The sequence below is a fragment of the Pseudomonas shiyinii genome, from assembly GCF_056725765.1.
The window spans coordinates 3,260,228-3,272,324 of the sequence record NZ_CM161522.1 but is presented as its reverse complement, the minus strand read 5'-3'; the positions used below and the strand labels follow the sequence as shown (position 1 = coordinate 3,272,324).

Sequence of the window (12,097 nt, the reverse complement as noted above, 5' to 3'; positions counted from 1 at the left end):
AAGCCTGCCATGAGCGAAAGAACCACGTCGGCCAGCTGGGCATCAGGGATCGTCAAGGCGCTGGAACTGGAGGGCCTCGATTGTCGGGCCATGTTCAAGCAGCTCGGGCTGGACTTCGCCGCCCTGGACGACCCCGACGCGCGTTTCACCCAGGACTCCATGACCCGGCTCTGGCAGTTGGCGGTGGACCTTTCGGGCAACGAGGCCATTGGCCTGAACATGGCACGGGTCGTGCGACCGGCCTCCTTCCATGTGGTCGGCTATGCATTGATGTCCAGCCGCACCCTGGCCGAAGGTTTCGAGCGTCTGGTGCGCTACCAGCGGATCATCGCCGAAAGCGCCGACCTGAGCTTCCGCCTGGGCCCGGAGGGCTATGCCCTGGGGCTTACCGTGCATGGCGATCACTTGCCACCCACCCGGCATAGCAGCGAAGCCTCCCTGGCCTGCGCGTTGTCGCTGTGTACCTGGCTCAGTGGGCGGCCGATCCAGCCGCGGCGCGTATTGATCCAAGGCCCGCAGCCGAAGAACGTGGAACCCTACAAAGTGGCCTTTCATTCGCCGTTGGTGTTCGGCGCGCCCTATGACGCACTGGTGTTCGAACGCTGCGATATGGAAGCACCGCTGCCCACCGCCAACGAGGCCATGGCCGTGCTGCACGATCGTTTCGCCGGGGAATATCTGGCGCGCTTCTCGGAAAGCCGGGTGACCCATCGGGTGCGCCAGGTGCTGTGCCGTGTTCTGCCCCAGGGTGAGCCCAAGCGCGAGACCCTCGCCCAGGCCCTGCATCTTTCCCAGCGCACTCTCCAGCGTCGGTTGCAGGAAGAGGGCACCAGTTTCCAGACCTTGCTGGACGACACTCGACGTGAACTGGCCGAGCAGTACCTGGCCCAGCCGGGCATGACCTTGCTCGAGACCGCCTACCTCCTCGGTTTTGCCGACCCGAGCAATTTCTACCGGGCGTTCCGCCGCTGGTTCGATGTCACGCCCAGCGAATACCGGGCGCGCCTGGAGGCCGCGCCGGTCAGTGACGCCAGAACGCCGGCATGCACAACACCAGCACCGTGATGATCTCCAGCCGCCCCAGCAGCATGCCGCCGGCCAGGATCCACTTGGCCGCATCCGGCAGGGTCGCATAGTTGCCCGATGGGCCGATCACCTCGCCCAGGCCAGGGCCTACGCCCGATACGGTACCGGCCGCGCCGGTGAGGGCCGTCATCCAGTCCACGCCTAGCAATGAAAGCAGCAGGGCGATGACGCAGATGGTGATGGCGAAGAAGAACGAGAACGTCAGGATCGAACGCACGATTTCTTCGTCGAGGCGGTGGCCGTTGTACTTCTGCTTGATCACCGCACGGGGGTGGATCAGCTGGTTGAGGCTGGCCTTGAGCAGGATATAGGCCACCTGGAAACGGAAGATCTTGATGCCGCCGGCGGTCGAGCCGGAGCAGCCGCCGATGAAGCCCAGGTAGAAGAACAGCATCAACGAGAAATTGCCCCACAGGCTGTAGTCGCCCAGGGCGAAGCCGGTGGTGGTGACCACCGAGGTGACGTTCAGCGCCACGTGACGCAAGGCGTCGAGCCAGTGCAGGTCGGTGGTGGCCCAGTACCAGGTGCCCAGCACCAGCCAGGTGGTCACCAGCAGGCCGAGCAGGCCCTGCACCTGCTGGTCGCGGAACAGCGCCTTGCGGTTGCCGCGCAAGGTGGCCACGTACAGGGTGAAGGGGACGCTGCCGAGGATCATCACCACCACAGCGACCCAGTGCACCGCCGGGATGTCCCACTTGGCCAGGGACTGGTCGGAGGTGGAGAACCCGCCCGTGGAGATCGCCGACATGGCATGGTTGATGGCGTCGAACGGGCGCATGCCGGCCCACCAGAAGGCCAGGCTGCCGACCAAGGTGATGCCGATGTACACCAGCACGATCGACTTGGCGACCATGTGCGAGCGTGGCATGACCTTTTCCGAACGGTCCGAGGATTCGGTCTGGAACAGGCGCATGCCACCGATGCGCAGCAGTGGCAGGATCGCCACCGCCATGCCGATGAAGCCGATGCCGCCGAGCCAGTGCAGCATCGAGCGCCACATAAGGATGCCCGGTGACATGTTGTCCAGCCCGCTGAGTACCGTGGCACCGGTGGCGGTGATGCCGGACATGCTTTCGAAGAACGCGTCGGTGTAGCTGATGTGCTGGGTCAGCAGGAACGGCAGGGCGGCGAACACGCACACCACCAGCCAGCTGCTGACGGTCAGCAGGTACATGTCACGGGGGCGCAGGTGCACATGCTCCGGCCGCCCCTGGACGACCAGGGCCAGGCCGGCGATGAAGGTGATCAGGCTCGACCAGAGGAACGACGGCATGTCGCCGGTACGCTCGAAGACGACCAGCGTCGTCATGGGCACGACCATGCTGACGGCCAGGGTGATCAGGAAGATGCCGATGATGAAACCAATGATCCTTAAGGTCGGCAACGCCATGTGATCTGCTCTGACTCGAAACGGAAGGGCGCCATTTTAAGCGGCGGGCGGCAAGCTGCAAGTGGCAGCGTGAAGGGTGTGGTGCATGAGCTGCTTTTCTTGTGGCTTGCAGCTTGGGGCTTGGCGCTTGAGAATGCCCGCACATTTCTCTGCCAGGAGGGTAGCCCATGGAGGCTCTCGACGCATTGCTCAACCGTGTTTCCGTGCCACGCCTGACCGACCCGGCGCCCAATGCCGCCCAGCGCGAAGCGCTGTTCCAGGCCGCACTGCGCGCCCCTGACCACGGCCAGCTGCGCCCATGGCGCTTCCTGACCATCGAAGGCCAGGGCCGCGAGAAACTCGGAGAGCTGTTCGCCGAAGCGCTGCGCCAGAAGGGCGATGCCAGTCAGGCGGCCCTGGACAAGGCCCGGGCCATGCCGATGCGGGCCCCGCTGCTGATCGTGGTGGTGGCCCGGCTGCAGGACCACTTCAAGATTCCCAAGTCCGAGCAGCGCCTGGCGGCGGGCTGTGCGGCCCATGGCATCCTGATCGCGGCCCATGCCCAAGGCATCGGGGCGGTATGGCGCACTGGCGACATGGCGTTCGATGCCCATGTGCACCAAGGGCTGGGGCTTGCCGAAAACGAAGAACTGATCGGCTACCTGTATGTCGGCACCCCTGCCACCGAGCCGCGTACCGCGCCGGTGCTGGAGACCGCCGATTTCGTCAGCGCCTGGGGCGAGTGAAGGATCGGGGCTGCGCAGCAGCCCCATCATCCAGTCACGATCTCGCAGGGCAGCTCCAAGGTCGCGACGAACCCACCCTGAGGATGGTTCTCCAGTTTCAGGCTGCCCCCATGACGCTCCGCCGCCCGCCGGGCAATCGCCAGCCCCAGCCCATGCCCCGGCGCTTCCTGCCCTGGCGCACGGAAGAACGGCTCGCCCAGCTGGGCCAGGTGTTTCTCGGCCACGCCCGGCCCGTGGTCGCGTACGCTCAGTACGATACGGTCCTGATCGCGTTCGGCGCGCAACTCGATCGGTTGCCCTGCGGGGTTGAAGCGCAACGCATTGCGCACCAGGTTGTCCACGGCACGTTCGATCAGTGTTGGCCAGCCCAGCAGGGTCAGGCCTGGCGTGGCCTCCAGGCGCAGCTCCTGTTCCGGGGCGCTGAGCTGGGCATCCTTGCGCACGCTGCCAAGCAGGGCGTTGAGGTCCACAGGCTCGGCATGGGATTGTTCGGCGTCGACGCGGGCCAGGGCGAGGATCTCGCTGATCAGGTCCTCGAGCCGGTCGCATTCGCGCGTCAGGCGAGGCCATAACGCCTGGCGCTGCTCCGGCTCGGCCCGCTCGGCCAGGGCCAGGGCGATGCGCAGCCGCGCCAGGGGCGAGCGCAGTTCGTGGGAGACATCGCGCAACAGTTGCCGCTGGCTGCCAATCAGGCTCTGCAGCCGTGCGCCCATCTTGTTGAAGTCGTTGGCCAGCACGCCGAACTCGTCGCGTCGGGCGGCCAGGCGCGCCAGGCTGTTCTGCTGGTAGCTGGTTTGCCCCAGGTCATGCACGGCGCCGCGCAGGCGACTCAAGGGGCGGGTGATGGAGAGCGTCACCAGCAGGCTGAACAGGGTCAGCACCACCAGGGCGATGCCCAGGGCACTGAGTGGCCACAGCAGGCTGTCGCGGTGCCAGGCATTGAGCTCCGGGTGGGGGATGCGATAGATCAGCAGGTAGGTCTCGCCGCTCTGCGGGCTGGTGTATTCCTCGGTCAGTCGGCGCCAGGGCAGGCGACGCTGGTCGTTGTGCTGGCGCGCCTCGAAGGCGGCGGCGCGACGGGGGAAGGTGCCTGGCACCACGGCCTGGCCATTCTCGTCCAGAACCTGCACATCGATCTTGTAACGGTGCTTGCGGCGCTCCAGGAAGCGTTGGGCGGACTCCAGGCCTTCCTGCTCGTAGTGCTGGGCCCAGTGGCTGGCCAGGGTGTTGAGGCCAGGGTGGCGGCTGAGGATCCAGGCGTCCTGGTTGAGCATGTGGCCGAGCAGGATCGACAAGCCGGCGACCAGGGCGATGGCCAGCCAGAAGCTGGCCAGGATGCGCCAGAACAGTGAACGCACGAGCGAACCTCCTGAAAGCATGAAAAGCCCGGCCCGCGGTGAGGCGGGCCGGGCGTTGGGCGGACAGCTTACTGGGCCTTGCCGGCTTTTTCAGCTTTCCAGGCCTGGAACTCTTGCCACTCGGCCTTGTGCGCGGCGCGTTCCTTCTGCAGTTCGTCGAACTTCTTCTGCTGCTCGGGTTTGAGCAGGCCTCGGATGCTGGCCTGGGTCTTGTCGTGGCTGGCCTTGATTTCGTCCTTCATGGCTTTCTGGTCGGCGGCGGGCAGCTTGGCGATGTAGCGTTCGGTGATATCGCGGCGCTGTTTCATCTGCTCGCCCATCAGCTTGCCGATCTGCTGGCGCTGGTCGCGGCTCAGGTCCAGTTGGGCGAAAGCCGCGTCACCGCGATGATGCGGGCCGCCATGCTGGTGGCCACCTTCGGGCATGGCCATGGCCACGGTCGGCAGGGCGGCGGCGAACATCAGGGCGATAAGGGTCTTGCGCATGGTGTTTCTCCTTTCATGGGCCGGTGGTTACCGGATGAGCCCAGTCTAGGGAACGCAAGGTCAAGGGCGGTCAGCTGAGCGTAAAGACTCGGTAAAGGTCTGTCGCGGCAAACTGGCTTGAACGGGGCGGCCCGATCGCCGGCAAGCCGGCTCCCACCGGTTCGGCGGTGTCTACAACCGCAGCGCAGGACAGGTGGGAGCCGGCTTGCCGGCGATAGCGGTTCAGAGGCTGTAGTAATAGCCGCGGCTGCGCAGGGCAACGATGCGCGGTCGGCCATCGGGATGAGGGCCGATCTTCTTGCGCAGGTTGCTGACATGCATGTCCAGGCTGCGGTCGTACAGGGTGAGCTTGCGGCCCAGGGCGAGCTGCGCCAGTTCCTGCTTGTCCAAGGGCTCGCCAGGCTGGCGCAGCAACGCCTCGAGGATACGGCTCTCGGAGAGGGTCAGGCTCATTTCCCGCTCGTCGATGCTGGCCACGCCGCGTGCGGGGCTGAAGGTCAGGTCACCGACTTCCAGCTGGCTGCTGCTGGCCGCCGGATGGCTGCGCCGCAGCACGGCACGCAGGCGGGCGGTGAGTTCTCGTGGGTCGCAGGGCTTGGCCAGGTAGTCGTCGGCACCCAGTTCCAGGCCCAGGATGCGATCCAGGGGCTCGCCCCGGGCCGAGAGCATCAGCACCGGCAACTCGGCATGTTCGGTTCGCAGTTGCTTGAGCAGTTCCAGGCCACTGCCGTCGGGCAACATCACATCCAGCACCACGGCCGAGGGCGCTTGTGCGGCCAGGGCCTGGCGTGCGCTCTGGCCATCATGGCAGGCGCGTACGGTAAAGCCTTCCTGGCTCAGCCAGCTGGCAAGCAGCTCGCAGAGCTCCTGGTCATCATCAATCAGTAACAGCTCGCTCATGACTCACTCAATTCAACCTTTGACGGCGTTCTCGATGCCCGCCAGCGGCCAAGATACCGCAAGCTGCGGCAAAGGGTGTACTGGCCGGGTCGGCCAGGCCCCGCGACGGCGGGGCGCTGGCGTGTTCGCCAAGGGAGCGGCGGGAAGGGTCAGGGCAGGACTTGCTTGAACGGCTTGACCACCACCTTGTCATACACGCCGGCGGCGATGTACGGGTCGGCATCGGCCCAGGCCTGGGCGGCGGACAGGGAGTCGAACTCGGCGACGATCAGGCTGCCGGTGAAGCCGGCCGCACCTGGGTCGTTGCTGTCGATGGCCGGGTGCGGGCCGGCCAGTGCCACGCGGCCTTCGGCCTTGAGCTGCTGCAGGCGTTCGATGTGGGCGGGGCGGGCGGCCAGGCGTTTTTCCAGGGAACCTTCGACGTCGCTTGCGATGATGGCGTAGAGCATGTCAATCCTTGGGTTTGGAGGTGGAGGGGTCGTTGTCGTGCAAGTGGCGCGACAGGTACACGCCCTGGGCCACCAGGAAGATCACGGTCATGCCCAGGCTGCCGAACACCTTGAAGTCGACCCAGATGTCCTGGAAGGTGAAGGCGACGAACAGGTTGGCCGCACCGCAGACCAGGAAGAAACCGATCCACGCCAGGTTCAGGCGGGTCCAGATGGTGTCCGGCAGGGTCAGGGCGTGGCCCATGATGCGTTTGATCAGCACCCGGTCACCGATGAAGTGGCTGGCGGCGAAGCCCAGGGCGAACAGCCAGTTGACCACTGGCGCCTTCCATTTGAGGAAGGTCTCGCTGTGGAAGGCGAGGGTCAGGCCGCCGAACACCAGGCAGGCGACCAGGGTCAGCAATTGCCCTTTTTCCAGCTTGCCGTGGCGCAGGAACAGCGCGCCATACACCACCAGCGAGCTGATGATCAGCATGGCAGTGGCGCTGTAGATACCGCCGAACTCGAAGCTGTGGCCGGCGATTTCGACGGGGCGTGGGTCGAGCTTGTAGACGATGAAGAACAGCAGAAGCGGGATGAAATCGATGAATTGTTTCACAGTGGCAGCCAGAAGCGGGATGTGACGGCATAATATCAAACATCGATTCCAGCGAAAGCGCTCCTCCATGAATGTTGATCTGCACTGTCACAGCACGGCCTCCGATGGCGCCCTGTCGCCCTCGGCCCTGGTCGCCCGGGCCCACGAGCACGGGGTGCGGACACTAGCCCTGACCGACCACGACACCATCGAGGGCCTGGCCGAAGCCCGCCAGGCCTGCCAGGACAACGGCATGCATTGGGTCAGCGGCGTGGAGCTTTCATGCACCTGGGGTGGCGCGACCATCCATGTGCTGGGCTATGACTTCCCGCTAGACGCACCGCCCTTGCTCGCCGCCATCGAGGCCCTGCACCGGGGGCGATGGCTGCGCGCCGAGGAAATCGACCGACGGTTGGCGGGCAAGGGCATGCCTGGCACGCTCGATGGTGCCCGGGCCGTTCAACAGGCGTTGGGCGACAGCGGCAACGCCCCGGCACGGCCGCATTTCGCCGAGCACCTGGTGCGCGCAGGCCACGTCAAGGACCGCGGCGAGGCCTTTCGCAAGTGGCTGGGTGCTGGCAAGCTCGGTGACGTCAAGCTGCACTGGCCGACCCTGGAGGAAACTGTCGCGACGCTGCGCCAGTCCAACGCATGGGTGAGCCTGGCCCATCCCATGCACTACGAACTTACCCGCAGCAAGCGCAGAAGGCTGATTGCCGACTATATTCAGGCAGGCGGGCAGGCGTTGGAGGTGGTCAACGGGATGATGCCGGCCGAGCAGGTGGGCACGATGTCCATCCTCACCCGTGAGTTCGGCCTGCTGGCAAGCGCTGGCAGTGACTTCCACGGCCCCGGCACCTGGGGCGAGATCGGTGCCTATCGGCCATTGCCCGAGGACCTGCCACCTCTGTGGCGCCGATTCAGCCATGAACAGCCTATGGCGGTATGAACAGGACGACTACGTGAGCCAATTTTTCCAGATCCATGCGGAAAACCCGCAGGCGCGCCTGATCAAGCAGGCCGTCGAGATCATCCGCAAGGGCGGGGTGGTGGTGTATCCCACCGACTCGGCCTACGCGATGGGCTGCCAGATCGGCGACAAGACCGCCGTGGAACGGGTTCGACGCCTGCGCCAGCTGGACAAGAACCACAACTTCACGCTGCTGTGCTGCGACCTGTCGCAAATGGGCACGTTCGCCAAGATCGACACGGCGACGTTCCGTCTGCTCAAGGCGCATGTACCCGGGCCGTACACCTTCATCCTCAACGCCACGCGCGAAGTGCCACGTTTGTTGATGCACGAGAAGCGCCGCACCATCGGCCTGCGCGTACCTTCCAACCCTATCGTCCTGGCGCTGCTCGCAGAGCTGGGCGAGCCCCTGATGAGTGTGAGCCTCATCCTGCCGGGCGATGAAGACCCGATGACCGACCCGTACGAAATCCGCCAACGCCTGGAGCATCACGTCGACCTGATCATCGATGGGGGCTTCGGCGACCTGAAGGCTTCGACGGTCATCGACCTGTCCGGCGACGACCCGGAAGTGATCCGTGTCGGCTGTGGCGACCCCGCGCCCTTCCTGGCGCCTGCGTGAGCCAGGTTCAAGAGGCCGCGGCACCGGTCAGCGACAGCGAATCGCCGCAACAGCTGCAATTGGCGCTGGTCTATGGCGAGGCCCTGACCGAGCTGCCGATGGACCTGTACATCCCGCCGGATGCCCTGGAAGTATTCCTCGAGGCCTTCGAAGGGCCGCTGGACCTGCTGCTGTACCTGATCCGCAAGCAGAACATCGATATCCTCGACATCCCGGTGGCGGAAATCACTCGCCAGTACATGTCCTACGTCGAATTGATGAAGAGCGTGCGCCTGGAGCTGGCCGCTGAGTACCTGGTGATGGCTGCCATGCTTGCCGAGATCAAGTCGCGCATGTTGTTGCCGCGTTCCAGCGAGGTCGAGGAGGAGGAGGGCGACCCGCGCGCCGAACTGATTCGCCGGTTGCAGGAGTACGAACGCTTCAAGGCCGCCGCCGAGGGCATCGACGAGCTGCCGCGGGTGGGCCGGGAGGTGGTCGTGCCGCGCCTGGAGGCGCCCCAGGCCAAGGTGCGCAAGCTGCTGCCGGAAGTCGCGCTGGAGGAGATCCTGCTTTCGATGGCCGAGGTGATGCGCCGCAATGACCTGTTCGAGAGCCACCAGATCACCCGCGAGACGCTGTCGACCCGCGAGCGTATGAGCGAGGTGCTGGAGCGGCTCAAGGGGGGGGGGTTCGTGCCTTTCGTCGAGCTATTCACGCTTGAGGAGGGCAAGCTCGGCGTAGTGGTCACGTTCATGGCGATTCTCGAACTGGTGAAGGAATCGCTCATCGAACTGGTGCAGAATGAGCCTTTCGCCCCGATCCATGTCCGTGCCCGGGCCGAGTGACAACGAACTGGCCTTTCCTGATGATGAACCTGAATGAACCGCGCGACCTGGCGTCGCTGATCGAAGCCTTCCTGCTGGCGTCTGGCAAGGCGCAGTCTCTGGAGCGGTTGTACGAACTGTTCGAGGAAGCCGAGCGCCCGGCGCCGGCTGTCTTCAAGAAAGCCCTGGAGCTGCTGGGCAAGTCCTGCAACGGCCGCGCCTTCGAACTCAAGGAGGTGGCGAGCGGTTATCGCCTGCAGATCCGCGAAGACTACGCACCCTGGGTCGGGCGCCTGTGGGAAGAGCGGCCGCAGCGATACTCGCGCGCCTTGCTCGAGACCATGGCGCTGATCGCCTACCGCCAACCGATCACCCGCGGCGAGATCGAAGATGTGCGTGGCGTGGCGGTGAACAGCAATATCATCAAGACCCTGATGGAGCGCGAGTGGATCCGTATCGTCGGCTACCGCGAGGTGCCCGGCAGGCCGGCGATGTTCGCTACCACCAAGGCGTTTCTCGACCATTTCAACCTCAAGAGCCTGGACGAGCTGCCGGCCCTGGCCGAGTTGCGCGAACTGGAGCCCGAGCCGCTGCTGGACCCGGATGACGCGCCGGTGCCGGCACACCTGCAGGCGTTGGCTGATGCCAGCCTTGACGAGGGCGAGCAAGGCGAGGCACCGCTGCGGGAGGAGACCAGTTTCCGGAGCTTGCTGGTGGAGCTCGATGCCATGGAGGAGGGGCTCAAGACCGACTTCGATGACTTGCGAGACGAGGCGCCGGAGTCCGAGGTCCAAGCGCCCAAACCTTGAAATATTGACGTCCCTGTAGGAGCGAGCTTGCCCCGCGATCGGGCGCGCAGCGGCCGTAAACCAGCCAACTCGATCTACCTGATGAATCGAAGTTGCTGATTTCACGATCGCTGGGCGCCCGATCGCGGGACAAGTCCGCTGCTGCAACGGCAGCACCGCCGGGCAGAAAACCGTGGTGTGTTGGTGAAAACCTTCTACGCTGCAGTGCGTTCGGCCACCGAACCGCGTATGATGCGCGCCCTCTTGGCGCATCCGTCGCCAGAAACCGCTTTCACTAGATACACCGGGAGGTGCCCAGATGAGTGACCAAGACCTGCAAGAAACCCAACCCACCCCACCGTCCGGCGAAAAGCTGCAGAAGGTGCTGGCGCGTATCGGCGTCGGTTCGCGTCGTGACGTCGAGGCCTGGATCAGCCAGGGCCGTATCAAGGTCAACGGCGTCGAGGCCACCCTCGGCCAGCGCGTCGACCTGCATGACGCCATCGCCGTTGACGGCAAGCTGATCAAGCGTGTGGAGGCCGCCGAGGCCACCCGCCGAGTGATCATGTACAACAAACCCGATGGCGAGATCTGCACCCGCGACGACCCTGAAGGTCGCCCGACCGTGTTCGACCGCCTGCCGCGCCCGAAAGAGGGCCGCTGGATCAATATCGGCCGCCTGGACATCAACACCACCGGCCTGTTGCTGTTCACCACCGACGGTGAACTGGCCAACCGCCTGATGCACCCGTCCTATGAAATGGACCGTGAGTACGCCGTACGTGTACGGGGTGAGGTCGACGACGACATGGTCGACCGGCTCAAGGCGGGCGTGATGCTCGAGGACGGCCCGGCCAAGTTCACCGATATCCAGAAGGCACCGGGTGGCGAAGGCTTCAACCATTGGTACCACTGCGTGGTGATGGAAGGCCGCAACCGTGAAGTGCGACGCCTGTGGGAATCCCAGGGCGTGGTGGTCAGCCGCCTCAAGCGCGTGCGCTTCGGCCCGGTGTTCCTCAACTCCGACCTGCCGATGGGCCGTTGGCGCGAAATGACCCAGGGCGAGATCGACATCCTTGCCGCCGAGGTCGGCCTGCAGCCTGTGGCGCTGCCGGCGCTGAACCTCAAGGCCAAGGACAAGCTCGAGCGCATGCAACGCAAGTCCACCCGCCCGCTGGGCCGTGGCGAGCGCGTGCGCACCTTGCGCCCTGCCCAGGACGGCCAGGCCGAGCGCCCGGGGCGCGAAGAGGCTGCGCCTCGCAAGGCCGTGCGCGGCAGTGCCGTGGCCGAGCGTCCGAGCGAGATGCGCAAGCGCCCGGGCAAGCCTGAGGGTGACAAGCCGGCGGGCCGTGGCCGCGGCAAGCCGCGCAGCTAACGACTGGCGTTGAAAGGGGCCGCTGTGCGGCCTATCGCGGGACAAGCCCGCTCCTACAGGGAGGTGTCATTCCTGTAGGAGCGGGCTTGTCCCGCGATAGGCTGCGCAGCGGCCCTTTTTTGCCATTTGTTTGTCAACCCACTGATCTACCGAAGCTTTTTCGAACACCTGGCACGTTTTTGAACCATCTTGTAACGATTATTTTACGAAATCCCGCGCTTTTTCCCGTCACGCCTCCTCCTGTAAACAGATTTTGCCAAGAGCCGCATCGCAGAGCCGCTTCGCCGCCGCCCACCCCCTTGCCCGAGCCCCCGTCCCACGGTGATATAGCGCCCATGCCGTGTGCAGAAGCCAGGCCGCAGAGCCGGGCATCGAGAACAACAAATGGAGGCGCCATGTACGCCGATCTCTCCGCCTTTCCAGGCCTTCACCCCAGGACCGGTGCGTTTTTTCATCAGGAAATGACGCAACGCGTTGACGCCTGCGCGCTCGCAGGGGTATACAATGCGCCGCGTTTTACCTGTGACCCCAATGCGTACCGCGCACTCTTGCTGACGCCTGGTTGAGCC

General features: G+C 65.1%; 13 protein-coding genes. 7 read left to right on the top strand and 6 right to left on the bottom strand.

Features of this window, described 5'->3' with window-relative positions; all coding sequences use genetic code 11:
• Positions 1-9 precede the first annotated feature (9 nt).
• The gene (locus ACXHGZ_RS14700; RefSeq protein ID WP_368830167.1) at positions 10-1,065 is read left to right on the top strand and encodes an AraC family transcriptional regulator; all 1,056 of its coding nucleotides are present in this window, start codon (positions 10-12) and stop codon (positions 1,063-1,065) included.
• On the opposite strand, the gene ACXHGZ_RS14695 is transcribed toward ACXHGZ_RS14700, so the two are convergent.
• The gene (locus ACXHGZ_RS14695; RefSeq protein ID WP_480460384.1) at positions 1,022-2,476 is read right to left on the bottom strand and encodes a TrkH family potassium uptake protein; all 1,455 of its coding nucleotides are present in this window, start codon (positions 2,474-2,476) and stop codon (positions 1,022-1,024) included. The genes ACXHGZ_RS14700 and ACXHGZ_RS14695 overlap by 44 nt on opposite strands.
• Positions 2,477-2,643: 167 nt before the next feature.
• Between ACXHGZ_RS14695 and ACXHGZ_RS14690 the strand changes: the two genes are divergently transcribed.
• Positions 2,644-3,201 carry an NAD(P)H nitroreductase gene (locus ACXHGZ_RS14690; RefSeq protein ID WP_224456454.1) on the top strand — a complete coding sequence of 186 codons (558 nt, stop codon included), beginning with the start codon at positions 2,644-2,646 and terminating at the stop codon, positions 3,199-3,201.
• A gap of 26 nt (positions 3,202-3,227) precedes the next feature.
• Here the strand turns inward: ACXHGZ_RS14690 and ACXHGZ_RS14685 are convergent, their stop codons facing one another.
• The 5 genes from ACXHGZ_RS14685 to ACXHGZ_RS14665 form a co-directional block, all read right to left on the bottom strand.
• Positions 3,228-4,580, bottom strand: coding sequence for a sensor histidine kinase (locus ACXHGZ_RS14685; protein WP_480460383.1), 1,353 nt, complete (start codon positions 4,578-4,580; stop codon positions 3,228-3,230).
• A 47-nt stretch (positions 4,581-4,627) separates the two neighbouring features.
• Positions 4,628-5,044, bottom strand: a complete 417-nt coding sequence (locus tag ACXHGZ_RS14680) for a Spy/CpxP family protein refolding chaperone (RefSeq protein ID WP_480460382.1) — start codon at positions 5,042-5,044, stop codon at positions 4,628-4,630.
• 222 nt (positions 5,045-5,266) lie between these two features.
• Complete coding sequence (locus ACXHGZ_RS14675) at positions 5,267-5,944, bottom strand: response regulator transcription factor (RefSeq protein WP_084858308.1); 678 nt, start codon at positions 5,942-5,944, stop codon at positions 5,267-5,269.
• A 149-nt stretch (positions 5,945-6,093) separates the two neighbouring features.
• Positions 6,094-6,393 carry a YciI family protein gene (locus tag ACXHGZ_RS14670; protein WP_480460381.1) on the bottom strand — a complete coding sequence of 100 codons (300 nt, stop codon included), beginning with the start codon at positions 6,391-6,393 and terminating at the stop codon, positions 6,094-6,096.
• A 1-nt stretch (position 6,394) separates the two neighbouring features.
• Entirely contained in the window at positions 6,395-6,991 is a 597-nt protein-coding gene (locus ACXHGZ_RS14665) for a septation protein A (RefSeq protein WP_084858307.1), read from the bottom strand.
• Between the two features lie 67 nt (positions 6,992-7,058).
• Here ACXHGZ_RS14665 and ACXHGZ_RS14660 point away from each other — a divergent pair, with 67 nt between their 5' ends.
• The 5 genes from ACXHGZ_RS14660 to rluB all read left to right on the top strand — a co-directional run bounded on the left by ACXHGZ_RS14660 (position 7,059) and on the right by rluB (position 11,528).
• Entirely contained in the window at positions 7,059-7,919 is an 861-nt protein-coding gene (locus ACXHGZ_RS14660) for a PHP domain-containing protein (protein WP_480460380.1), read from the top strand.
• A gap of 13 nt (positions 7,920-7,932) precedes the next feature.
• The gene (locus ACXHGZ_RS14655; protein WP_084858331.1) at positions 7,933-8,562 is read left to right on the top strand and encodes an L-threonylcarbamoyladenylate synthase; all 630 of its coding nucleotides are present in this window, start codon (positions 7,933-7,935) and stop codon (positions 8,560-8,562) included.
• On the top strand, positions 8,559-9,386 hold the full coding sequence (locus ACXHGZ_RS14650) for a segregation and condensation protein A (RefSeq protein WP_084858305.1): 828 nt from the start codon (positions 8,559-8,561) through the stop codon (positions 9,384-9,386). The genes ACXHGZ_RS14655 and ACXHGZ_RS14650 overlap by 4 nt, the downstream gene beginning before the upstream one ends.
• A 23-nt stretch (positions 9,387-9,409) precedes the next feature.
• Entirely contained in the window at positions 9,410-10,174 is a 765-nt protein-coding gene (gene scpB, locus ACXHGZ_RS14645; RefSeq protein WP_480464062.1) for an SMC-Scp complex subunit ScpB, read from the top strand.
• Positions 10,175-10,472: 298 nt separating this feature from the next.
• The gene (rluB, locus tag ACXHGZ_RS14640) at positions 10,473-11,528 is read left to right on the top strand and encodes a 23S rRNA pseudouridine(2605) synthase RluB (protein WP_480460378.1); all 1,056 of its coding nucleotides are present in this window, start codon (positions 10,473-10,475) and stop codon (positions 11,526-11,528) included.
• Positions 11,529-12,097: the final 569 nt, after the last annotated feature.